The organism is Brevibacterium renqingii (assembly GCF_017808095.1).
Taxonomy (GTDB): Bacteria; Actinomycetota; Actinomycetes; order Actinomycetales; family Brevibacteriaceae; genus Brevibacterium; species Brevibacterium renqingii.
The window spans coordinates 28,301-50,408 of sequence record NZ_JADBHG010000012.1 but is presented as its reverse complement, the minus strand read 5'-3'; the positions used below and the strand labels follow the sequence as shown (position 1 = coordinate 50,408).

Below are 22,108 nucleotides of genomic sequence, written 5' to 3'. Positions count from 1 at the left end.
GAGCGATCACCCGCTCCTCATCTCCGCATCGACTGGTTCGCCAGCACTCGACGCGTGGACCTCGGCGACGAGCTCTCACTATTGATTACTCAAAGCATAGCTATATAACCCAATTATTGACGTACCTATCAACAGTAATGTGGTCGAGTTACACGGGCACCCCTGAGGCAGACGGGATGCGCCGCAGCAACCGTCGAACCGCAACTACGCAGCCACGGCCCTACCCAACCAGGCCCATGACCGACTCCTTCACCTGCAGTGCGGCGAGGAAGCCGAAGAGCGCGAGGCAGATGCCCAGCAGCACATTCGACCACCTCGTGTTGCGCAGTTCGGCTGGCACCGAGGACCGGTTGAGGATGACGAGCAGCGCCAATGCGAGCACCGGCAGAATAAAGGCGCTGATCGCCGCATAGATGAGGACAAGAGTGACCGGCTGGCCCAGACTCATGATCGCCAAGGTCGCGACGGAAAGATAGACGAGCGCTCCGCGGAACTCGGTGGACTTCGCCGACATCTCATGCTCGGGTGTGTCCTGGTGCGGATAGCGGCGGAGGACCCGCAGGCAATCGGCGGTGACGTAGGCGATGCCGGAGAAGCCGCCGAGCACGCTGGTGTAGACCACGGCGAGGAAGCTGATGAGGAAGACCAACCGCCCGACTTCGCCGATGCGGCCGATGAGATTGTCGGCGATGGCGAAAAGCGCATCGTTGTCCGCGATCGAAAAGCCCTGACCGTAGAGGATGAAGGCGCCCACGGCGCTCATGGCCACGGCGAAGACGAAGACGAGGCCGTAGCTGATGAACAGGTCGAGGCGGACGACGGGTTTCCAGTCCTCGCTGCGCCAGGACTTCTCACGGATCCAGAACGAGTAGGCGAGGATGCCGGTCGCTCCCCCGACGCCGCCGATCAGCGACATCACCGTGATGATCGACGTGTCCGGGAACGTGGGAACGATGGTCTCCGCCGCCACCTGCTGGGCATCCTGGCCCTGGAACACGGAGACGGCGAGGGCGATGATGCCGAAGAACATGATGATTCCGAAGCCCATCATGGCCTTTTCCACGATGCCGTAGCGGCCGATGCCTACGAGCACGGCAGCCGACAGGAGGACGACGACGGCGGTCGGCCAGAACGGCAGCACGGGGAAGATCGCCTGGAGGATGTTCGTCGTCACGGCGATCACGCCGGCACCGAAGAACAGTCCGACGAGCAGTTCGGCGATGAGGAAGGCCACGGGGAAGGTGCGTCCGCCGAAGCGCGTGAGGTGGGACAGCAGGGACCGATCGCCGCTCATCTGCAGCCGCGCGACCGCCTCGGAGAGCACGAACTTGAGGATGATGCCGACGGTGAAGACCCAGACGAGCGCGAGACCGTATTCGGCTCCCGAGTTCATCGTCGTGATCATGTCGGAGGCGCCGACGCTGGCCAGGGCCAGCACGATTCCCGGCCCGATGAGCCTCAGTCGTCCGGCGAAGGTCAACGGCGCCGAGGTGGTCCCGTCAGTGGTCTGGACTGGTGGTGCGGACGACATGGTTGAGCTCCGGCTGCTTGCTGGGTTCGTCATCGGACGAGATGGTCGGCATCAAGTGTGCCTGGCATCTTCAGCTGTGGAAGTCGGAGTCTCATCCTCTGAGCCGATCGGCCCGTCAGCAGCTGATCGTCGACGACCGAATCACTGCCCGTTGGGTTCCATTCTAGCCGCAGCACCTGACCTCAATGTGCAGACTGCACAGCTATATTCGTGTCATGTCTGAGCCACTTGATGAGGGCCCGTTCTTCCACGGGACGAGAGCCGCCCTGCAGCCCGGTGATCTGCTCACCGCCGGTTACACCTCGAACTACCGCCCCGAGGTGACGATGAATCACATCTACTTCACGGCTCTTCCGGACGGCGCAGGCCTGGCCGCCGAGGTGGCCGCGCTGCGTTCCGAGGCCGACGGTTTCAGCGGGCAGCCGCACGTCTACGAGGTCGAGCCCACAGGTGAGTATGAGAACGATCCGAACGTCACCGACAAGAAGTTCCCGGGCAACCCGACGCGCTCCTATCGCAGCCGCCAGCCGCTGCGGGTGATCCGCGAGGTCAGCGACTGGAAGCGGCTGAGCCCCGCAGATCTGCAGCTGTGGCGCGAACGTCTGGCCGCAATCGCCGAAGACGACAGCAAAGAGATCATCAACTGATCCCTCGGCGGCCTCCGACCTCTGCTCAGATCTCGTTCCATGCCAGTCGGTCCTGACGTTTGGCCATCACGAGGATGATGACCAACGCTGTCACTGCTATGACCGCGCCGATCACGTCATAGAGGGCACTCGGCGTCACCAGCCCCAGTGCCGCCACGGCGACGACGAACCTCAACCAGATCGGAAGCGGGACCAGGAAGTGCCCTTCCGCCGCAACGGACATCATCATGACCCCGATGAGCAGAATCACGGCAGCACGCGCGGTATCGAATCCGGTTCCGTCGAGCATCAGCAGTTCGGGCTGATAGACGAAGACGAAGGGGACGATGAGGCCTCCGAGCGCAAGGCGCATGGCGATGAATCCCGTCCGCATCGGACTGCCTCCCGATAGGCCGGCAGCGGCGAAAGCAGCGAGAGCCACAGGTGGGGTGATATTGGCGAAGAGGCCGAAGTAGAAGACGAAGAGATGCGCGGCCAGCGCCGGGACGTCGAGTTGCACGAGTGCCGGCGCGGCCATCGTCGCCACGATGATGTAAGCCGGAATGCTCGGCAGTCCCATGCCGAGGATGATGCACGCGAGAGCCGTCATCAGCAGGGTGGGCAGGAGGAAGCCGCCGCCGATGGTGACAATCGTTCCCGCCAGCTTCACACCGAAACCGGTCTGTGTGGCCGCACCGACGATGATGCCGACACAGGCACACGCCACAGCGACCGAGATCGCAGTGACCGCTCCATCCCGCAGGGCAAAGATGATGTCGATGAGCGACATGCGCGTGGACTTGCGCAGCATTGAAGCGATCACGGTGACGAAGATCGTTGTCACCGCCGCGAAGAGGATGGTGGTTCCGGAGAAGAAGAGCATGTAGAGAAGGAAAAGCAGCGGCAGGAGCAGGTGCCCGCGCTCCTTCATCACTTCTCGCACTGCCGGGAGATTCTCCCGGCTGATGCCCCGCAGCCCTTGGCTCGTGGCCCGCAGATGGACTTGGACGAGGATCGCCAGATAGTAGAGCACAGCAGGGATGATCGCGATGAGAACGATCTCCGTATAGGGGACTCCGAGTGTCTCGGCCATGATGAACGCGGCTGCGCCCATGATCGGCGGCATGATCTGCCCACCGACCGAAGCGGCCGATTCGACGGCTCCCGCGAAGTTCCGCTGGTAGCCGACTCGCTTCATCATCGGGATGGTGAAGGCACCGGTGGTGACGACATTGGCGATCGCAGAGCCGTTGATCGAACCGAGGAATCCGGAAGCGAGCACGGCGACCTTGGCCGGGCCTCCCCTGGCCTGGCCGGCCAGAGCCAGAGCGATGTCGTTGAAGAACTGCCCCATCCCGGACTTCTGCAGAAATGCGCCGAAGAGAATGAAGAGGAAGATGTAGGTGGAGGACACTCCGATCGCTGTCGAGAAGATGCCCTCCGTCGACTGATACATGAACGTCACGATGCGATCGAGATCGTACCCCCGGTGCCGGAACAAGCCGGGCATCGACCGCCCGTAGTAGTCGTAGACGATGAACAGGATCGCAAGAATGGGCAGAATCGGCCCTGTCACGCGCCGGGAAGCCTCGAGGACGAGGACCAACGCCAACACCGAGAAGATGACGTCGATGGTGTCGAAGCGTCCGCCGCTGACGGCGAGCTTCTGGAAGACGAGCCCGAGATAGACCGCGATCGCGATCGATCCGGCCATGAACAGCCAGTCGTACCACGGCGGCGTTCTGCGCTTCTCGCCGAGGCGGAAGCGCTGGACAGCGAAGCAGAGCACGAGGATCGCCCCGACGTGGATGCCTCGATGCACCAGGGTCGGCGGTCCTCCGAAGAGCGCATAGTAGATCTGGTAGAGCGAGAGCGCCACGGCGAATGCCGTCAGCGGCAGTGACCATTTCGTCGACCATACATCGCGGGTCCGAGACTCCCGATCGTATTTTTCGACAGTGTCCGGAGACACGGACTCGGCGGGCACGGAGACGACTTCCGCGGTCCCTTCCTTCGCCTCCGCTGGGGAGCTGTTTTCGTTGGTCATGTTCATCGGTCTCCGATTACGATCATTTCGGTACGTACGTGGTGGTCGATGGCGCGAGTCGGCAGGATGAGCTCGCTGTCGAGATAGATGCGGTGGTGGACTCGATGGGAGTGAATCCACCGGACCGCGGGAAAGTGCTCGTCGAGTCCGCAGAGCCTCACCATGTCTCCGTCAATCTCGGTGTGCGGAGCTTCGAACGGGGTACCCGCGCCCATCAGCGCCAACTCGGTGCAGTCGAGGACGAGCTCACCGTCGACGGCTGAGTAGTATTCCCACCACGGCGTCTTGTCGACCGAATGCATCCAGGTCATCGCCACCACGTCGTCATCTGAAATGGGGACGGATCTGAAGATCCGGCGACCCGGCGCCTGCTCCCGGATGACCAGTCGCTGCGCAACCGGTCCGGACACGGAGATCGGCACCACGAGACCGAACCCGGCGAGCACAGCCGCGGTCAGTGCCGCTCTCCGCGTCAGGGAGCTGATGGCTCAGCCCTGTTCGTCGAAGTACTTCTTCGCGCCGGGTGCGACTTCGCCGACCGGAACGTCTTGAGCGGTGTCGACCGTGATGTCCTTCGCCGCGTTGTGCGAACTCTGGATCTGGTCGAGGTTGTCGAACAGCGACTTCGTCACGTCGTAGACGGCGTCATCGCTCAGCGACGGGCTGACCACCAGGAGGTTCGGAATGGTCAGCGTCTCGGCGGCCTCACTATCGCCGTAGGTCCCGGCCGGGACCTCTCCTTCGCCGAAGTAGTCATGCTCGGCGAGCAGCTTCTCGCGGCCCTCACCGGTGAAGGGAACGACCTTGACCTTGTCGCTGGTAGCGAGGTCGGTCACGGCCGAGTTCGGCAGACCGCTGGTGACGAAGGCGGCGTCGAGCTGCCCATTGCGCATCTGGTCGATGGCTTCGGCATAGGGCAGGTAGTCGGCGTCGAAGTCGTCGTAGCTGAGCCCGTATGCATCGACGACGGTCTTCGCGTTCAGCTCGACGCCGGAGTTCTGATCACCGACCGAGACCGCTTTGCCTTTGATGTCTTCGATCGACTCGATCCCCGACCTTTCCACGGTGACGAGCTGGACGTACTGGTCGTAGAGATTGGCCACGACCGGCAGAGATTCGATCTCCTTGCCGTCGAAGGGCCCTTCGCCGTTGAGCGCTTGGTCGACGGCGTCGCCTTGGGTGAAGGCGAGTTCGGCTCCTCCGTCTTCGATCAGGGTGAGATTCTCGACCGATGCGCCGGTCGACTGGACCGAGGTGTCGGCGCCGAGGTCATCGGCGAGGATTTCGGACATCGTCGCACCGACCTGGTAGTAGACGCCGGAGGATCCTCCGGTCGCGATAGTGATGAAGTCAGCGCTCGCCTCTCCTTCTTCGCCACCTCCACCACCGCCGCCACCGCAAGCAGTGGCGAGCAGGACGAAAGCAGCGGCGCTCGCCGTTGTGGCGAAGAGACTGAACCGACGAGAGGTGCGCATAGTGATGTTCTCCTTCGAACTCTGAACGCCAGATGGCAATTCAATGTGTGAATGCTTCATCTGAAGATAGTGGAAAACACCGTTCGAGACCACACCATCTCAACTGTCGGTCCGGGCCTGCCCGGCCGGGAGGCGTTCAGTCCTGCTTGGCTCCGAAGACCGGATGATCGCTGGCGATCGAGATGCGGTTGAAGGCGTTGATCAGCGTCGTCGTCCACTCGACGGCGGAGATCTGCTCGGTCGTCAGATGCTGACCGGCCTCGGCCGCGATCTCGTCCCGATCGACCGTCTTGTCCAGCACGGTCAGGGATTCGGCGAGCGTGAGGGCCGCCCGCTCCCGGTCGTCGAAGATCTCGGCCTCGTGCCAGCTGGGCAGCACATCGAGTTTGAGCTGATCGATGCCGGCCTTCCGCGCCGCCGGCGCGTGGATGCTCAGACAGGTGCGGCAGCCGTTGATCTGGGACACGCGGGTGTTGACGAGCTCGATGAGTCCGTCGGTCAGCTCGGCCGCATGAGCGACCTTCCGCGATGCGGCCGCCGCCTGCGCCATGGCCTTGTAGACCTCGGGATGGGTCTTGTCGATGAAGGGTCTGTTCGCGTTCATGCTCAGTGCGATCACGCCTGCTTCTTGACGATGTCGAAATCCGCCCCGGTGGCGTTGCGGAAGCGTCCGCCCTCGGCCTGATAGTCGTCCCCGGTCTGCTGGAGCTTCTTGACGAACAGCGGGCAGATCGGCACGACGGTGATGCCGCGTTCCCGGGAGTCGGCAAGCGCCTCGGCGACGAGGACCTTCGACAGGCCGCGGCCGCCGAACTGCTCATCGACGACGGTGTGATAGAAGATCCGCTCGGTCTCGGCCTCGGGGCCGGGGAGGAAATAGGCGTGGCCGGCGATGGCGCCGCCCTCGACCGCGATGACGTAGGACCGGCCGTCCTCATCGAGGGTGACGGTGACTTCGACTCCCGTCGAGTCCGTGAGTGTCTTGCTCATTGCTCTCTCCTTAGCTGCTTGGTTGGTCTGCGGGTAATTCCGGTCATTGTGTCTCGTCGGGTCCACCCTGGACCCGCGGAGGCGGGTTCCTCCGCGCTCTGATCGTCACGTCGGGCAGCCTCGGCGCGGGGAGCCGACTGAGGCCGTCCGCGTTGCGGCCGGGGCCTCCGCGGCCGATGTAGCCGTCGACGGCGCCGAACCGGTCGCCCTCGGCCTGCCACTGCTCACGGAAGGCCACGATCTCCTCGTGGGTGCGGCCGACGAAGTTCCACCACATGACGATCTCTTCGGCGAAGGGCTCGCCGCCGAGGAGGATCAGCCGGGCCGTCTGATCTCCGCGGTTGCTGATGCGCAGCTCGCTCGACCCCACCCCGGTGTAGCCGAGTGCACCCGTGGGCAGGGTGACGTTCTCGAGTTCGATCTCACCGGAGTCGACGAGGAGGCCGTGCTCGAAGGTCTCATCGACCGGCAGATCCACGGTGACTCCGGCGTCGAGTCGGATCTCGGCACCGAGCAGCGGCGTATGCGTCGTCACCGGTGACGAGGTGCCCCAGAGGTCTCCGAGGAAGACGAGCATCTCACCGCCGTCGAAGGGAGTGAGCTCGGGGGCGTAGTGCTCGAACTCGCGCTCCTCCTGATGGCGGGTGGCATCTGGCAGGGCCAGCCAGAGCTGGACTCCGTGGAGAGTCGTCGTGTCCTCGGTCGAGACCTCCGAGTGGCAGATGCCCCGGCCGGCGGTCATGAGATTGACCTCTCCGGGCAGGACCAGGCCGGCGTTTCCGCCCGAGTCGATGTGCTGGATCGCACCGGAGAAGAGCCAACTCACGGTCTGCAGCCCGGTGTGCGGGTGCGGGGCGACATCCATGCCGCCGGCGATCGACACGTCCTCGGGACCGTAATGGTCGACGAAGCACCAGGGGCCGATGAGGGAGCGCTGGCGCTGCGGCAGAGTCCTGCGCACGGTCATCGCACGAGGTCCGCCGAGCGGGACATCCCGCGAGGTGATGATCTCCACCGGGGCGCGCCCCTGCTGGTCACAGGCCGGGTCAGGCAGACCGCCCGGGCGGCAGACGATCTGCGCGGGATCCGTTTCCACGTTGCTCATCTCATTCTCCTGTCTTCGCCGGGCGGATCCGTCGAACGGCCTCGCTGAGACATGTGAGATCGGCCGAGTCGAGTGCCGCGAAGGCGTCGTCGACCACCTCGGCGTTCGTCTTCGCAGAGGCCGCCCGCAGGACGCGGCCGCGTTCGGTCAGTTCGACGCAGATGCCCCGCTGGTCCTCGTCATCGGAGCGCTGCTCGATGAGACCGCGCTGCTCCAGCCTCCGCAGCAGACGTGAGAGCGCACTGCGGCTGAGCACGATCTCGTCGACGAGGTCGCGGTGGCGGATCGTCGAGTGCGGCGGGATGTTGATGAGGACATCGAACTCGGTGGCAATGAGTCCGTGCTCGGTCCGCAGCCGGGCTCCGATCGCATCGACGAGGTCAGCGTGTTTGAGCAGCATGCTCCTCCACACGGTGACCGCTTCGGACTCGAGCTGTCTCATCCTTCGCTGGCATCGAGTTCGGCCTTGCGCGGGAAGTACCACCCCATGATCGAGCGCAGGCGGTCGGAGTCGGGGCGGGCCCAATTGCGCATGAGCTCTCCGGCGAACGAGATCGCGGTCACCGGTGAGGCTCCTGCGGCGACCATCCGCTGCAGGGCGGACTCGTGGGCAACCCGGCTGATGCCGCCGACGGCGTCGACGACGGGGTAGACCTCGAAGCCTTCGGCCAGCATGTCGAGCGTCGGGAAGGTCAGGCAGACCTCGGTCCAGAGCCCGGCGATTACGACCTTCTTGCGGCCGGTGGCTTCGATGGCGCTGCGGAAGTCCTCGTCCTCCCAGGCATTGACGCCTGTCCGATCGATCTCCCCGACGCCGGGCAGTTCGTCGACGATTGCCGGCTCGGTTCCCTGGTTCACTCCGAGGTCGACGCCGACGGTCGAGAGCACGATGGGGACTTCGTAGGCGGTCGCGGCCTTGGCCACGGCGACGACATTGAGGTCGATCCGCTCCTTCGTCGCCGAGGTCACGGTCTGGTACTGCTCCGGTTGGAAGTCGATGAGGGCGACGACGCAGTTGTCCGGGGTAAGCAGCCGATCGGCTCGCGGGTCTCGAATCGGCTCGGGTTCGGTCTTCGGCATGTCGACAGCTCCTCCGGGATCTGGGCCGGGAGAATCGTCCGACCGCGCGCTCGCATGCATTTTGTTGCATACACAACAGTTCCACAGCTGCACGGCGATGTCCAGGGGCGCGATCGGACCATGCTACTCCTGGGCCGGTGGGATCGGGCGGACCGCGCTCACCAAGTCGAAGACCTCCTCGGCGGCGGCATCGCTGAGGCCGGAGAAGCCGGCGAGGATGATCTCGACGTTCGTCTTCGCGGCCGCCTCACGCAGCTCCTCCCCCGCCGAGGTGAGGCCGACGAGGACGCCGCGATGGTCCTCGGGATCCGGGGCTTGGGTGACGAGGCCGCGGTCCTCGAGCTTGCGCAGCAGACGGCTGAGAGCGCTGCGGCTGAGCACCATGCTGCGCAACAGGTCCCGGTGCCGGATCTCCTCACCGGGCAGGCAGTTGATGAGTGTGTCGAATTCGTTGAGTGTGAGGTCGTGCCGCTCACGGAACCCGAGCTCGAATTGGCGCATGAAGTCCTGGTGCTTCTCCATCATCAGCCGCCAGGCCGCGACTTTGATCGGCCCATGCTCTCTGATCTGACTGCTGACCGGAGTCGTCTCGTCTGTACGCTCGCCCATGCGCGCTCAGTATGCCCTCTCGCACTCTTTGTTGCAACGTCAACAAAATCGTAGTTCAATAGTAGATCAGGCTCCGCACAGCGGGGCCTGGTCGACTACCCCTCGACAGCAGTACCCGGCACATCCCCAGTGCACCCCCGGCCCAGTCGGATGACACGAGCCTCCCCACGGCTCACATCTCACGCCGGGGGTCCGTATTGCCCCGCGGCTTCCGTCCCGATTCCTCAGTGTCCTCAGTCCCGTGGGATCCTCTTCCGCCATGGCCACCACACGCTGCGCCCCACGTCGTGGACCAATGCCGGCACCACGAGCGAGCGCACGAGGATCGCATCCAGCAGCACCCCGAAGGTGACGATGAAGGCGAGCTGGAAGAGGAACATGATCGGAATGACTGCGAGTGCTGCGAAGGTCGCCGCGAGCACGACCCCCGCCGAGGTGATCACCCCGCCCGTGGCGACCAGCCCCGCGAGCACACCGCGCCGGGTACCCAGGCGCAGGGACTCCTCGCGCACCCGCGACATGAGGAAGATGTTGTAGTCGATGCCGAGTGCGACGAGGAAGACGAAGGCGTAGAGCGGCACCGAGGGGTCGGCCCCGTCGAAGCCGATGATGTGGTTGAACACGAGCGCCGAGACGCCGAGCGCCGTGCCGAAGGACAGCACCGTCAGCGCCACGAGCAGCAGCGGGGCCAGCAGCGACCGCAGCAGCAGGACGAGGATGACCGTGATGACGAGGAGGATGAGCGGGATCGCCAGGCTCCGGTCCGCCTCGGCGGTGGTGTTCGTGTCGAGGTCGACCGCGGTCTCCCCACCGACGAGGGCCTCGCCGTCGAGCGGATGGACCGCCTCCCGAATATCGGTGACGGTCTCCTCGGCGGCCAGTGAGTCGGCGGCATCGGACAGCGTGACTTCGAGCAGCACCTGACCGTCGACGGTCGTGGGGGCCGGAGTCGAGGGGGTGTTCCCGGTCGGTGGGCCCTGTGAGGGTGCGGCTTCGATCTTGCCGTCGGCGGTCACGGTCGCCGTTCCGCTCGGCGAATCCTCGGTCGTGACCGACATCGATTCGACGCCGTCGAGTTCGCCGATCGCCTTCGCCGCGTTCTCGAGCTCATCGTCGGAGACGACGACCTGGGTGGGCGAGCCCGAGCCGCCGGGGAAATGCGCGGCCAGAACGTCCTGGCCGTCACGGGCCTCGGACTCGCCGAGGACGAATTCGGACTGGGCCACGCCGGAGGCCTTGAACTGCGGGGCGGCGAGCACCGGCAGGGCGAGGAGGATGACGAGTCCGATCCAGATCACCCGCGGACGCTTCGCGACCACTCCGGCGATGCGGCCCCAGACGCCCTTCCGCCCGGTGACCTCCGAGGCGGGGCCGACCTTCGGCTGGAAGGGCCAGAACACGGCACGGCCGATGACCATGAGGGCGGCCGGGAGGAAGGTCAGTGCGGCGAGGATCGCCATGACGATGCCGATCGCCGCGACCGGCCCGAGAGCACGCGTCGAAGCGAGATCGGTGAGCAGCAGGACGAGGAGGCTGGCGATGACAGTGCCGCCGGAGGCGAGGATCGGCTCGAGCACGCCCTTGAGCGCGCTCAGACCCGCGCGCACCCGATCTCGCTCGGTCAGCAGGGCATCGCGGAAGCGGGCGACGACGAGGAGCGAATAGTCGGTCGTCGCTCCCACGACGAGGATGAACAGGATCCCCTGGACCTGCCCGTTGACAAGGAGGATCTCGGCATCGGCGAGGTGCCAGACGACGAAGATCGACGCCGCCAGGGCCGCCACCGAGGTGAAGAGGACGATGACCGGCAGCAGCGGGGACCGGTAGACGATGACGAGGATGACGAAGACGGCGATGAGGGCCACAAGCAGCAGGATCCCGTCGATGCCGGCGAAGGCCTCGGTGAGGTCGGCGGCGAATCCGGCGGGACCGGTGACATGGACGGAAACGGCGGTGCCGCTGTCGGTTCCGCCGTCCGAGCTGTTCGGGAAGGCATCGGCGATGGCGGTGCGGATGCTCTCGACGTCCTCGGCGGTGGTCTCCGAGGACACGGGCAGGATGAGCTCCAGGGCCTCTCCGTCCTCGGAGGGGATGGCCGGCGAGGCGTCTGCGGCGAGGACTCCGTCATCGTCGAGGGTCGTCGCGAGGTCCTTGAGCGTCGACGAGTCGTCGTCGGTGACGCCGTCGGAGTCCTCGAGCACGACGATCGCGGGCACATAGTCGTCTTCGCTGAAGCGGTCGATCATCTCCTGCGCGCGAGTGGACTCCGCCGATTCCGGCAGGAAGGTCGAGCGGTCGTTCGTGGCGACATCGGAGATCTTGCCGAAATAGGGGCCGCCGACTCCGGCGATGCCGACCCAGGCGACGAGGAGGATGGCGAAGAGGGCGATGAGAGATCGACGTCCGCGCACGGGGGTGCCGGGACCGCCTGCGGAGCGCTCCGCGGTCCGATCGTCGTCGGGGCGAGGGGGCTGCGGGGTGCGGGTCAGCAGAAAGTGCGGCATGGCCTCAGCCTACGCGGAGGGTCCTGCCCCGGGCACGGGGGTGCGGAATCGATGCTCGAATGCGACGCTCGCGCGAGTTGACTGCCGCGACCGGTCGGTCGAGAGTGAGAGCACACAGGAGTGTTCAGCAGAGCGAGGAAGGTCAGCCACATGCCCACAGCAGCAGTCGTCCAAGCAGGATCGATCCCCTTCGACGCAGAGGCCTCAGTCGACAAGGCCATTCGTCTGATGAGGGAAGCCCGCGACAACGGCGCCGAGATCGCCGTCTTCCCCGAGGCATTCATCGGCGGCTACCCGAAGGGCAGCACGTTCGGGGCCCCTGTGGGACTGCGCACGAACGACGGACGCAGGCAGTACGGGCGCTACAGCTCCGGCGCGGTCACACTCGACGGGCCGGAAGTCGCACGGCTGGCAGAGGCTTCCCGGGAGCTCGAACTCTTCGTCGTCATCGGCATCATCGAGCGCCTCGGCAACACGCTCTACTGCACCGCGCTCATGCTCGACCCATCCGCCGGCATCGCCGGTGCGCACCGGAAGCTCATGCCGACGGGGTCGGAACGCCTCATCTGGGGCTTCGGCGACGGGTCGACGCTCGACACGATGGATACACCTCTCGGTCGGGTCGGTTCGGTCATCTGCTGGGAGAACTACATGCCGCTGCTGCGGCAGGCGATGTACGCCAAGGGAGTCGAGCTCTACTGCGCCCCGACGGTCGACGACCGGCCGACCTGGGCCGCGACGATGACACACATCGCTCTCGAAGGGCGCACGCACGTGCTCTCGGCCTGCCAGTTCATCACCAAGGACGCGTACCCCGACGACCATCCGTTCGAGGTCGACCTGCCCTACGGCAGCACGGCCATCCGCGGCGGCAGCATCATCGTCGCCCCGACCGGAGAAGTCCTCGCCGGGCCGGTCTACGACGAGGAGACGATCCTCTACGCCGACATCGACCCGGACGCGAAGACCCGCTCCCACCTCGACTTCGACGTCGTCGGCCACTACTCACGCCCCGATGTCTTCGAACTCACCGTCCACTCCGAGCCCCGCAGCTCGGTGAGCTTCGACTGAGACCCGACTGCGGGGGCGGGGCACTCAGCACCGACTGCGGAGCGCAACGTCCCGAGCCGACGTTCGGACACTCGCCTCGTTCAGGCACCGTTGCCCATCCGCCGGCACTCGAAGGCGACCACGACATCGGCCACGGCTCGAGGATCGGTCAGGCGTGCGCCGAGTGCGTTCTCGATCTGACCGAGCCGGTAGCGCACGGTGTTCTCATGCACGTTCAGGGCACGGGCCGCCTCGGCGATGCTCCCGGCGCAGTCGAGGTAGGTCGTCAGCGTCAGCCATGAATCCGTTCCCTGGGCGAGGCGTTCGAGGAACCGGCGTGCGATCTTCTGATCGAAACGCGAGCTCATCCTCGCTGCGGCCCACTCGACGGGACGCATCTGCTCGACGTGGACGATAGCGCCCGGTTCCGCTGCGGCGAGGGCGACATCGGCCGAGCGGAGCATCTCGGGGACCTGACTGAGCGCGGTGAATGCTTCGGAGACCCCGGCGCCGATCATGCCGTCGGTGAGGAACCCCTCGATCGCGAAGTCCTCTGCGCACAGAGCGGTCATCTCATCCAGCGAGGAGTGCACTCCCGAATCACTGAGGACGATGCCCTTCATCGCCGTCAGCGGCTGGCCGCCGGCTGCGAACTCAGTCCGCCGGCTCGAGGCACTGCCAGGCTCCGAGACGGCCGCGGTCGGTTTCCTCGCTGAGCCGTCGGAGGCCGCGGCCGAACGGGCTCGCACGACGCGGACGGGAGCATAGGCTTCGAACCCGAAGTTCTCCAATGTCCGCCATTTGGCCGGTTCGCGTCCGGGTGCGACACCGGCCTCGAGCTCACGCATCAGTCGTGCCGACTCCTCCCTGCGAGTGCTCATCGAGAACGATTCGAAGCCTTCGAACGCGCGAAGGATCTTCACCGCGGTGTCGAGCACGAGCGAGACGTCCTCGCCGGCCGATCGAATCTCTCCCCCAGCTCGGCCGTCGGCGCCGCTGTCCTCATGCACAGCGATGACGATCGTATGCACCCTCTGTCGTATACGCACCACTCGAGCCGAGACACTCCACCGGCCGATCTGTCCCTGCCGCACCTCGTATTCTCGCGCGGAACCGCGCTGGGATGCGGCGGCAGACGGCCCCGCGAAGACATGCGCAAGGACCCATTCGGAGACGAGATGTCCCGGCGCCGCTCCCACTGCGCGGAGCGTCTCCCCCAGTTCGTTGACCACCAACGCGGAACCGCGGCAGATCCTCGCCGCCTGCGCGATGACGGACCCGAGCGGGTCGGCGGCGCCGAGTGACGCCAGCAGCGTCTCGAATACCTGCTCACGGCTGTTCATCAATGACTCCCTCGTCTCTGCGGCGCCGCCTCGTTGGTTCTCAGCAAGCTTGCCGAATCGCGAAGGAGCGGCAGACGACGACGCCCACCAGCAGTTTCGCCCACAGTTTGTGCTTTCCACAAGAGAGGGGTTCGTGATCCTTCGGATCCTCCATTGACCGCACCCGGAGGACGAGTCACGATGAGGGGCAGATCACACAATCAAAGGAGATCCCGTGGCCAATCTGCGCGTCGCCGTCGACGTCGGCGGCACTTTCACCGACATCTGCATCTTCGACGAATCAACCCAGTCCATGCGGGTGACGAAGGTTCCGTCCACTCCGGACAACCCGATGACCGCCGTCCTCAACGGAGTCAGGAGAGCGAACATCAACCTCACCGATGTCGAGCTCTTCTCGCATGGTACCACTGTCGCCACCAACGCACTCATCACTCGTAAATTTCCCAAAGCAGCCATGGTGACCACGAAAGGGTTCCGCGACGTCATCGAGATCCGCGATGGCACGAAAGACGACCTCTGGGACGCCTACTCCGATGTCTCGGGCCCCTACATCCGCCGTCGCGATCGCTTCGAGGTTCCCGAACGCGTCGATTTCGCCGGCAATGTCGTCACACCGCTGGATGAGGATGCCGCCCGCGATCTCGGCCGTCTGCTGCGCAAACGCGAAGTCGACACGGTTGCCGTGTGCTTCATCAACTCCTATGCGAACCCCGCCCACGAGATCCGCATGCGCGAGATCCTCGCCGAGGAGCTGCCCGGAGCGAGCATCTCGACCTCGGCGGAGATCCTGCCGGAGATCTTCGAGCTGGGCCGCTTCAACACCACCGTGGCCAACGCCGTCCTCGGACCCTTGGTCTCCGGATACGTCGAGAACCTCGACCGCAGCCTCACCGCCGACGGGTACACCGGAGAGCTCCTTCTGCTGCATTCGGGCGGCGGATCGATGACCTCCGAGGTGGTCAAACGCTTCCCCGTCCGCCTCGCCGCCTCGGGCATCGCGGCCGGGGCGATCGCGGCTCAGCATGTCGCTGAGCAGTGCGGATTCGCCAATGCCGTCGGACTCGACATGGGCGGCACCTCGACCGACATCTCCCTCATCGCCGATGGCGAACTGCGGGAGACGAACGAATGGCAGGTCGAATACGGCCATCCCATCGTCTTCCCCAGCATCGAAGTGCTCACCATCGGTGCCGGCGGCGGCTCACTGGCACACATCGACATCGCCGGCTCCCTGCGCAACGGCCCGCAATCGGCCGGTGCCGATCCCGGCCCCGCCTGCTACCGCCGTGGCGGAACCGAACCGACGAACACCGATGCGAATCTCTGGCTCGGACGGCTCGGCACCGACCTCGCCGACGGTGAGATGACCCTTGATAGGGCAAGCTCGAGAGCGGCGATCGAGTCCACGATCGCGACTCCGCTCGGTCTCGACATCGACACGGCGGCCGACTCCATCATCAAGGTCGCGAACGCGAACATGGCCGATGCCGTTCGGCTGGTCTCGATCCGGCGGGGCCTCGACCCGCGCGACTTCGCCCTCATCGCCTTCGGCGGCGCGGGAGCGCTGCACGGTGCGGACGTCGCAAAGGAACTCGACATCCCCTCCGTCATCGTGCCCCCGAGCCCCGGGGTCACCTCGGCGCTGGGATGCCTCCTCGTCGATATCCAGCACGACCTCTCGCAGATGTACACCGGAGCGGCAGACGCCGCCGATGCCGATGTCGTCGAAGAGCATTTCCGGACCCTCGAGCTCGAAGGCCGCGACCGGCTCCGCCATGAGAAGGTCGCCGAGGAGGACGCCGTCTTCCAGCGCGGAATCTCGATGCGCTACCAAGGGCAGTGGCGCTCACTGCAGGTGAAGATGGGAAGCGGCCAGAAAGCTCTGGAAGAGGCCGTGCAGCTCTTCCACGAGGAGCACGAGAAGCAGTATGCATTCCGGCAGGACGAGACACCGGTCGAGATCTACCAGCTCCACCTCAAGGCACTGGGCAAGACACCCAAGCCCAGCTTCAAACCCTCGCCCGTGAGTTCGGACGATCCCGGCGAGCCGATCGAGATCCGCGACGTCCACTTCGACGGAAGCTGGCACCGGACTCCGGTCTACCAGCGGGAGAACCTGCCCTCGGGCGCGGCATTCATCGGACCGGCGATACTCAATCAGATCGATTCGACGACCGTGATCCCGCCCGAAGCCTCCGCCGTCATCGACGAATGGTTCAACATCAGGATCAGCCTGCCCACAGCCACCGGCGGAGAGGCCGCCGAGACCACCGCCAGCGACTCGACGCAGAGCGCAGTGTGAGGAGAGACCCATGACCACGACAACACCAGCAGAGAAGACCTCGACGCTCGACCCGGTCACTTTCGAAGTGCTCAAGAACGCCTTCGCAACCAGCGTCGACCTCATGAGCGAGCAGATCCTGCGCACCTGCTACTCATTCGTCATCTACTCCCGTGACTTCTCATCGGCCCTGTGCGACAAGTACGGCAACACGGTGATGCAGGGCAGCGCAGACATCGCTGTGCATGTCGGCACCCTGCACTTCCAGTGCAAGGCCGTGATGGAGGAGTTCGGCGACGACATCAACCCCGGTGACGTCTTCCTCATCAACGATCCCTACAGAGGCGGCACCCACTTCAACGACGTCAGCTTCGTCCGGCCGATCTTCTCCGAGGGCGAGATCATCGGCTTCGCCCAGAACAAGGGTCATTGGGCCGATATCGGCGGCTCCGTACCGGGATCGTTCGACGTCTCCGCCTCCGAGCACTTCGGCGAGGGCCTGCGGATCACTCCGCTGAGAGTGTGGCACAAGGGCCGGTTCCTCCATGATGTCGCGCAGCTGCTCGTGTCGAACACGCGCGCTCCCGACCAGGCTCTCGGCGACCTCAATGCCCAGGCCGAGGCGACGGCCGTGTGCGAACGCGAAGTCCTGCGCCTCGTCGACAAGTATTCGAAGGACACCGTTCTCGACGCGATGCAGGAGACCCAGGACTATGTGTGCCGCACGGTGCTCGCCAGCCTCGGCGATCTGCCCCGCGGGGAATGGGAGACCGTCGACTACCTCGACGGCGACCCGGCCAAGGGTGAAGGCCTGGCCCCCATCCGCGTCAAGCTCACCCTCGACGGCTCCGGCATCCACTACGATCTCACGGGATCCGCCGAAGCGGTCTCGACGTTCCTCAACTCCGGCTACGGCACCACGTTCTCCGCGATCTACGCGGGAACGAAGACCTTCTTCCCCGAGGTGCCCCTCAACTCCGGGTTCTATGAGGCAGTGACGGCCGAGATCGGCGAGGAGGGCACCGTCGTCAACGCCGGCTGGCCGCACGCGGTGACCGGCTTCTGTTCGGGGCCGTACGAGAAAGTGATGAACGCGATCTTCGAGCTCTGGTCCCACATCATGCCCGAGCGGGCGATGGCCTGCGCTTTCAACCTCGAATACCTCCTGGTGGGTGGCCATGATTCGCGAGTGAAATCGAGCCCTTACTTCATGTGGTACGACTGGATGGCCGGGGGCTGGGGCGGCCGGTCGACGAAGGACGGGTCCTCAGCGACTTCGCCGGTCTTCGGCACCGGACTCGCCGTGCAGCCCGTCGAGGGCCAGGAGCGGCTGACGCCGGTGCTGACCACCCAGCATTCGATCAACACCGATTCCGGTGGGCCCGGTCGGTTCCGGGGTGGCTGCGGGGTCAACAAGGGCGGCATCCTCACGGACGCCTCGGGCGCGGTGATGAGCTACTGCTGCGATCGCGGCCGATCGACGACCTGGGGCATCAACGGCGGACTGCCGTCGATTCCCCATGGAGTCTGGCTCAACCCCTCGGCCGAGGACCGCACGTACCTCGGCGCGACCTTCTCCAATGTCTCGATCGCTCCGGGCGACAGCTTCGAACGACCCAGCGCGGGCGGCGGCGGATTCGGCGATCCGCTCGACCGGACCACCGCCGAAGTCCTCGAAGACGTCATCGACGGCTACGTCTCCATCGATCGGGCTGCGAAGGACTACGGCGTCGTCATCACCGAGATCGATGCCGAACTCGACGAATACGAGGTCGATGAGGAGGCGACGACACGCGAACGCGCTCGGATCCGATCCGAACGCGCCTCCTGGCTCGACACCGACGCCGCCGAGGTGGCCCGTTGCTATCGTGAAGGCGAGATCACCGTCCACGACGTGATCCGCCGGTACGGCGTCGTCCTCGACTGGGGCACGGGCGAACTCCTCGAGAAGTCCACGGGCCAGTTCCGCGAGAGCATGCGCGCCCGCTCGGCAGCGCACTGGAGCTGATCCCTCCCGGCGTCGAGCTGCCGCTGACCTGGGCGGACACGTAGGATTATGGGAATGAGCACTTTCGTCATTCCTGCCTTCGTCGCCGTCCTCGTCGGCTGCGGCCTCGCCGTTCTCGCATTCGTGCCGTTCGTCGCGATCAGCTACCGCCGCAGAGGCGGCCTGACGTTCTGGCACACGCTGGTGTGGCTCGCCGCCGCCGTCTACGCGATGGCGCTGTGGACGTACACGCTGCTGCCGATGCCCTCGGCCGCTGAGGTCACCTGCGCGGCGGTGCAGCTGCGCCCCTTCCAGTTCGTCGCCGACATCCTCAGTTTCGACACCGGCAGCGCCCGTGCCCTGATGACCAATCCCGCGGTCCTGCAGGTGGTCCTCAACGTCGTGCTCTTCGTTCCGCTCGGCTGGTTCGTCCGACAGCTCGCGGGCCGAGGCATCATCGTGGCGACGATGACGGGACTGGCAGCCTCGGCGCTCATCGAGTTCACCCAGATCACCGGCATCTGGGGGCTCTACTCCTGCGCCTACCGGGTCTTCGACGTCGACGATCTCATGATGAACACTTTCGGTGCGATCCTCGGCTCTCTGGCCAGCCTGCTCCTTCTGCGCCGGCAGAAGGGACTGGAGGAAACCGATGTCCCGCGTCCGATCACGGTGATGCGCCGGCTGACCGGAATTCTCTGCGATCTGCTCATCTGGGGTCTGTTCGGCTGGACGGTCTCCATCATCTATATGTTCTTCATGACCGTCCTCGGCGGCGGAACGGTCACCGAACCCGAACCGATCGTGACGTTCATCGGCTTCGCGCTGCCCTTCGCCGCTCAGCTGTTCTCGGTGCTCAGCCGGGGCGTGACCCTCGGCGAGCGCCTCATCCTCATCTCCGCTGCGCAGGTCCGCCGGCCCGCAGAGGCCAATCGGATGCTGCGGTTCCTCTTCGGCATCGGCGGCTGCATGCTGCTGTCCCAATGGACGTTCCCGCTCTCGGGGCTGCTCCTCTTCGCCCTCGTCGCGGTCTCTGCCGTCATGGTGTTCACGACCCGCCGCCACCGCGGACTGGCCTGCGTGGTGTCGGGAACCGAGATCGACGACGTCAGGGCCACAGCTGCGGCCGTGCCAGTTTCGACCGACGAGTGAGCCCTCAGCAAGACCGGACAGCCTCGGGCGCACCCGCCTCGGCGAGGTAGGCGATGAGGGGCCAGGTGTGCGCGGATCGGCGCAGAGCGTATTCGCTGTCGGCGGCGTCGAGTGCACGTGCCCGCCACTGGGCCCAGTTCATGCACAGGCGCATGAGCGCCATCTCTCCGACGACGTCGAGTTCGGCCCGCTCGGGTTCGAGAACGCTCCGATAGCCGGCGATGACTGAACGGAATGCGGCCGCCGGGTCGCTGCGGCCCAGCATCGCGTAGGCTCCTGAGATCGCGAGGTCCGAGATCCGCGGGGCGGCGACGGCGTCGTTGAAATCGATGACTCCGGTCAGAGACTGCCCGGCCTCGTCGAGGACGACGTTCGCATCGTGCAGGTCGTGGTGGATGACCGACCGCGGCAGCCCCTCGAGCCCCGGAAGCACGCGCTCAGCGAAGCGATCGACGATGCCTCGGATGACCGACAAGCGCTCCGGCTGCTCTCCCCCGGCTTGCTCGAGCCGGTCGAGAGCGCGACGAACGACGAGCGGACCTCGCTCGATCATCCAGTCGTGACCGGGGATCTCCGCCGGCATCTCGATGTCAGTCAGTGCCAGGGTCAGCCGTGCCGAGGCCTCCCCGAGCGAGCGCAGCAGCCCGGCACCGGCCCCACCGGTGCTCGAGTTCTCGTTCCACAGCCGCCCGGAGATCCACGTGACCACTCGCACGAGATGCGCACCGATCCGCACATGCCGGCTGCCATCGAGTGCGGGCAGAACCAGCGGGGTCCGGAACGTCACCTCCGGACTCTCCGCCGCAGCATGGAGCACCGTCTCCTGCCAGCGGAGTGCGTCCTCGCCGAGGCTGTCGGCACTCACTTTCGCCAGCAGCATCCCATGCCTGTGATCGGCGAACCGGACATTCCTGTCGAATTCGCCCTTGAACAGTTTCGGTCGTTCGACACGCACCCCATAGAGTTCGCTGACCGCAGCCATCACCTCGGTGAGGTCGGACGGAAGCGCATCCGCCGTGCGGTCATTCCCCCGCATGCACGGATCCCACTTCGAGCCGTGCGAGCGCCCGCGCGAATCCGCCGGCGAGTTCATGCAGCTCGTCGTCGGTGATGACCAGCGGCGGACGGATCTTCAGCACGGTTCCCATCCGACCGGTTGTGCTCACGAGGATCCGCTCGGCATACAGGTGCTCGACCATCGCCTTCGCCCGTCCGGCCGCGGTCTCGGCGGTCGTGCCGCCGGTCTCGAAGTCGATGCCGACCATGAGTCCGCTGCGGCGCACCAGCGCGGGTGTGTCCGAGGCAGCGACCGCCTCGGTGATGAGGGATTCGAGCAGTTCTCCGCCCTCACTGGCCCGGGCGGTGAGGGCACCTGCTTCGAGGGCGGTCAGCACCACCTCGGCGGCGGCGATGGGCACCGCGGTGCCCGCGAAGGTGTTGAAGTAGCGCTGCTCGGCACCGAAGTCGTCGAAGATCCGGTGGGGGCCGATGACGGCCGAGACCGGCAGTCCGTTGCCCATCGGCTTGCCGAGGGTGACGAGGTCGGGAACGACGCCGAGGTGCTCGAAACCCCATGCCCTGCCGGTGCGGCCGAAGCCCGACTGCACTTCATCGGCGATCCACAGTCCGCCGTGTCGGCGCACTTCGGCCGCGGTGGCCGTCAGCGGACGCGGAGAGAGGATGCCGTCGCTGGTGACAGCGGAGTCGAAGATGAAAGCACCGAGATCGTGGCCGCGTTCGCGCAGCCGTTCGGCCGCCGCCTGGATCGCACTAGCCAACCCCGTATCGAAGTCCGGGTCGTCCCAGTCGGGCAGGGAGATGGCCTCGACATGATCAACGACGTCCGCACCCACGAGGCTGGGCGAGATCCCGGCCACCGCCGAGGTGGTGCCGTGGTAGGAGTGCCGTGTGACGATGATGCCGTCGCGGCCGGTGGCGTGAGCGGCCAGGCGCAGAGCGAGGTCGTTGGCCTCGGAACCGCTGCAGGCGAAGATGACTGCTTCGAGGGAGTCCGGGAACTGGCCGACAAGGCGTTCGGCATAGTCGACGATGAGTCCGTCGAGATAGCGGGTGTGGACGTTCGCCCGGCCGAGCTGCTCGTCGACGGCGCGCCTGACCTCGGGATTCGAATGGCCGAGGACGGGGACGTTGTTGTAGGCGTCGAGGAAGTCCCGACCGTCCGCATCGGTGATCGTACATCCGGAAGCGGAGGCGACGGTCAGGGGCTCGGAGTAGAACGTCCGGTAGGTGCCGCCGAGGACTCGGGCACGGGTCGTCACCAACTGAGGTCGGTGCGGGTTCTCTTCGGTCAATGGCACCGCTCTCGCT

At 65.7% G+C, this 22,108-nt stretch carries 19 protein-coding genes; 5 read left to right on the top strand and 14 right to left on the bottom strand.

From position 1 onward, the window contains the following. Positions 1 to 220: 220 nt before the first annotated feature. Positions 221 to 1,531, bottom strand: a complete 1,311-nt coding sequence (locus IIE29_RS16100) for an Nramp family divalent metal transporter (RefSeq protein ID WP_209326313.1) — start codon at positions 1,529 to 1,531, stop codon at positions 221 to 223. Positions 1,532 to 1,746: 215 nt separating this feature from the next. On the opposite strand from IIE29_RS16100, the gene arr reads away from it, so the two are divergent. Then, positions 1,747 to 2,178 carry an NAD(+)--rifampin ADP-ribosyltransferase gene (arr, locus tag IIE29_RS16095; protein ID WP_209326312.1) on the top strand — a complete coding sequence of 144 codons (432 nt, stop codon included), beginning with the start codon at positions 1,747 to 1,749 and terminating at the stop codon, positions 2,176 to 2,178. Between the two features lie 25 nt (positions 2,179 to 2,203). Here the strand turns inward: arr and IIE29_RS16090 are convergent, their stop codons facing one another. The 10 genes from IIE29_RS16090 to IIE29_RS16045 form a co-directional block, all read right to left on the bottom strand. After that, complete coding sequence (locus tag IIE29_RS16090) at positions 2,204 to 4,204, bottom strand: TRAP transporter permease (RefSeq protein WP_209326311.1); 2,001 nt, start codon at positions 4,202 to 4,204, stop codon at positions 2,204 to 2,206. 2 nt (positions 4,205 to 4,206) lie between these two features. Next, a complete protein-coding gene (locus IIE29_RS16085; protein ID WP_209326310.1) occupies positions 4,207 to 4,650 on the bottom strand; it encodes a DUF1850 domain-containing protein in 444 nt (147 codons plus the stop codon). 42 nt (positions 4,651 to 4,692) lie between these two features. Then, entirely contained in the window at positions 4,693 to 5,679 is a 987-nt protein-coding gene (locus IIE29_RS16080) for a TAXI family TRAP transporter solute-binding subunit (protein WP_209326309.1), read from the bottom strand. Positions 5,680 to 5,815: 136 nt separating this feature from the next. After that, complete coding sequence (locus IIE29_RS16075; protein WP_343071941.1) at positions 5,816 to 6,298, bottom strand: carboxymuconolactone decarboxylase family protein; 483 nt, start codon at positions 6,296 to 6,298, stop codon at positions 5,816 to 5,818. Next, a complete protein-coding gene (locus IIE29_RS16070; protein WP_209326308.1) occupies positions 6,295 to 6,669 on the bottom strand; it encodes a GNAT family N-acetyltransferase in 375 nt (124 codons plus the stop codon). The genes IIE29_RS16075 and IIE29_RS16070 overlap by 4 nt, the downstream gene beginning before the upstream one ends. Before the next feature lie 43 nt (positions 6,670 to 6,712). Next, a complete protein-coding gene (locus tag IIE29_RS16065) occupies positions 6,713 to 7,774 on the bottom strand; it encodes a pirin family protein (RefSeq protein WP_209326307.1) in 1,062 nt (353 codons plus the stop codon). A 1-nt stretch (position 7,775) separates the two neighbouring features. After that, positions 7,776 to 8,216: a MarR family winged helix-turn-helix transcriptional regulator gene (locus tag IIE29_RS16060; protein WP_209326306.1), complete on the bottom strand. Its 441-nt coding sequence runs from the start codon at positions 8,214 to 8,216 to the stop codon at positions 7,776 to 7,778. After that, positions 8,213 to 8,854, bottom strand: a complete 642-nt coding sequence (locus IIE29_RS16055; RefSeq protein ID WP_209326305.1) for an isochorismatase family protein — start codon at positions 8,852 to 8,854, stop codon at positions 8,213 to 8,215. The genes IIE29_RS16060 and IIE29_RS16055 overlap by 4 nt, the downstream gene beginning before the upstream one ends. A gap of 123 nt (positions 8,855 to 8,977) precedes the next feature. Beyond that, on the bottom strand, positions 8,978 to 9,463 hold the full coding sequence (locus IIE29_RS16050) for a MarR family winged helix-turn-helix transcriptional regulator (RefSeq protein WP_209326304.1): 486 nt from the start codon (positions 9,461 to 9,463) through the stop codon (positions 8,978 to 8,980). A gap of 233 nt (positions 9,464 to 9,696) precedes the next feature. Then, positions 9,697 to 11,967 carry an MMPL family transporter gene (locus IIE29_RS16045; RefSeq protein WP_209326303.1) on the bottom strand — a complete coding sequence of 757 codons (2,271 nt, stop codon included), beginning with the start codon at positions 11,965 to 11,967 and terminating at the stop codon, positions 9,697 to 9,699. A 150-nt stretch (positions 11,968 to 12,117) separates the two neighbouring features. Between IIE29_RS16045 and IIE29_RS16040 the strand changes: the two genes are divergently transcribed. Then, positions 12,118 to 13,038 carry a carbon-nitrogen hydrolase family protein gene (locus IIE29_RS16040; RefSeq protein WP_209326302.1) on the top strand — a complete coding sequence of 307 codons (921 nt, stop codon included), beginning with the start codon at positions 12,118 to 12,120 and terminating at the stop codon, positions 13,036 to 13,038. Positions 13,039 to 13,118: 80 nt separating this feature from the next. On the opposite strand, the gene IIE29_RS16035 is transcribed toward IIE29_RS16040, so the two are convergent. Then, positions 13,119 to 14,360: a PucR family transcriptional regulator gene (locus IIE29_RS16035; RefSeq protein ID WP_209326301.1), complete on the bottom strand. Its 1,242-nt coding sequence runs from the start codon at positions 14,358 to 14,360 to the stop codon at positions 13,119 to 13,121. Positions 14,361 to 14,574: 214 nt separating this feature from the next. Between IIE29_RS16035 and IIE29_RS16030 the strand changes: the two genes are divergently transcribed. From IIE29_RS16030 to IIE29_RS16020, 3 genes are read left to right on the top strand one after another with little or no spacing between them, the layout of a single operon-like run. Then, positions 14,575 to 16,662 (top strand): hydantoinase/oxoprolinase family protein, encoded by a 2,088-nt coding sequence (locus IIE29_RS16030; protein WP_209326300.1) that lies wholly within the window; start codon positions 14,575 to 14,577, stop codon positions 16,660 to 16,662. Between the two features lie 10 nt (positions 16,663 to 16,672). Next, positions 16,673 to 18,649 (top strand): hydantoinase B/oxoprolinase family protein, encoded by a 1,977-nt coding sequence (locus IIE29_RS16025; protein ID WP_209326299.1) that lies wholly within the window; start codon positions 16,673 to 16,675, stop codon positions 18,647 to 18,649. Positions 18,650 to 18,703: 54 nt separating this feature from the next. Then, on the top strand, positions 18,704 to 19,780 hold the full coding sequence (locus IIE29_RS16020; protein WP_209326298.1) for a VanZ family protein: 1,077 nt from the start codon (positions 18,704 to 18,706) through the stop codon (positions 19,778 to 19,780). A gap of 4 nt (positions 19,781 to 19,784) precedes the next feature. Here the strand turns inward: IIE29_RS16020 and IIE29_RS16015 are convergent, their stop codons facing one another. Together IIE29_RS16015 and IIE29_RS16010 are read right to left on the bottom strand one after the other, a co-directional pair. Then, positions 19,785 to 20,816, bottom strand: a complete 1,032-nt coding sequence (locus IIE29_RS16015; protein WP_209326297.1) for a phosphotransferase — start codon at positions 20,814 to 20,816, stop codon at positions 19,785 to 19,787. Next, positions 20,803 to 22,092: an aspartate aminotransferase family protein gene (locus IIE29_RS16010; protein ID WP_209326296.1), complete on the bottom strand. Its 1,290-nt coding sequence runs from the start codon at positions 22,090 to 22,092 to the stop codon at positions 20,803 to 20,805. Before IIE29_RS16010 ends, IIE29_RS16015 begins: the two co-directional genes overlap by 14 nt. Between the last annotated feature and the right edge of the window lie 16 nt (positions 22,093 to 22,108).

What these genes read in the sequence shown, in the direction of transcription:
- IIE29_RS16035 (WP_209326301.1), bottom strand. Translation starts at nt 14,360, where the DNA reads ATGAACAGCCGTGAGCAGGTATTCGAGACGCTGCTGGCGTCACTCGGC.
- IIE29_RS16025 (WP_209326299.1), top strand. Translation starts at nt 16,673, where the DNA reads ATGACCACGACAACACCAGCAGAGAAGACCTCGACGCTCGACCCGGTC.
- IIE29_RS16045 (WP_209326303.1), bottom strand. Translation starts at nt 11,967, where the DNA reads ATGCCGCACTTTCTGCTGACCCGCACCCCGCAGCCCCCTCGCCCCGAC.
- IIE29_RS16015 (WP_209326297.1), bottom strand. Translation starts at nt 20,816, where the DNA reads ATGCGGGGGAATGACCGCACGGCGGATGCGCTTCCGTCCGACCTCACC.
- IIE29_RS16040 (WP_209326302.1), top strand. Translation starts at nt 12,118, where the DNA reads ATGCCCACAGCAGCAGTCGTCCAAGCAGGATCGATCCCCTTCGACGCA.
- IIE29_RS16100 (WP_209326313.1), bottom strand. Translation starts at nt 1,531, where the DNA reads ATGTCGTCCGCACCACCAGTCCAGACCACTGACGGGACCACCTCGGCG.
- IIE29_RS16090 (WP_209326311.1), bottom strand. Translation starts at nt 4,204, where the DNA reads ATGACCAACGAAAACAGCTCCCCAGCGGAGGCGAAGGAAGGGACCGCG.
- IIE29_RS16060 (WP_209326306.1), bottom strand. Translation starts at nt 8,216, where the DNA reads ATGAGACAGCTCGAGTCCGAAGCGGTCACCGTGTGGAGGAGCATGCTG.
- IIE29_RS16065 (WP_209326307.1), bottom strand. Translation starts at nt 7,774, where the DNA reads ATGAGCAACGTGGAAACGGATCCCGCGCAGATCGTCTGCCGCCCGGGC.
- arr (WP_209326312.1), top strand. Translation starts at nt 1,747, where the DNA reads ATGTCTGAGCCACTTGATGAGGGCCCGTTCTTCCACGGGACGAGAGCC.
- IIE29_RS16020 (WP_209326298.1), top strand. Translation starts at nt 18,704, where the DNA reads ATGAGCACTTTCGTCATTCCTGCCTTCGTCGCCGTCCTCGTCGGCTGC.
- IIE29_RS16080 (WP_209326309.1), bottom strand. Translation starts at nt 5,679, where the DNA reads ATGCGCACCTCTCGTCGGTTCAGTCTCTTCGCCACAACGGCGAGCGCC.
- IIE29_RS16050 (WP_209326304.1), bottom strand. Translation starts at nt 9,463, where the DNA reads ATGGGCGAGCGTACAGACGAGACGACTCCGGTCAGCAGTCAGATCAGA.
- IIE29_RS16070 (WP_209326308.1), bottom strand. Translation starts at nt 6,669, where the DNA reads ATGAGCAAGACACTCACGGACTCGACGGGAGTCGAAGTCACCGTCACC.
- IIE29_RS16055 (WP_209326305.1), bottom strand. Translation starts at nt 8,854, where the DNA reads ATGCCGAAGACCGAACCCGAGCCGATTCGAGACCCGCGAGCCGATCGG.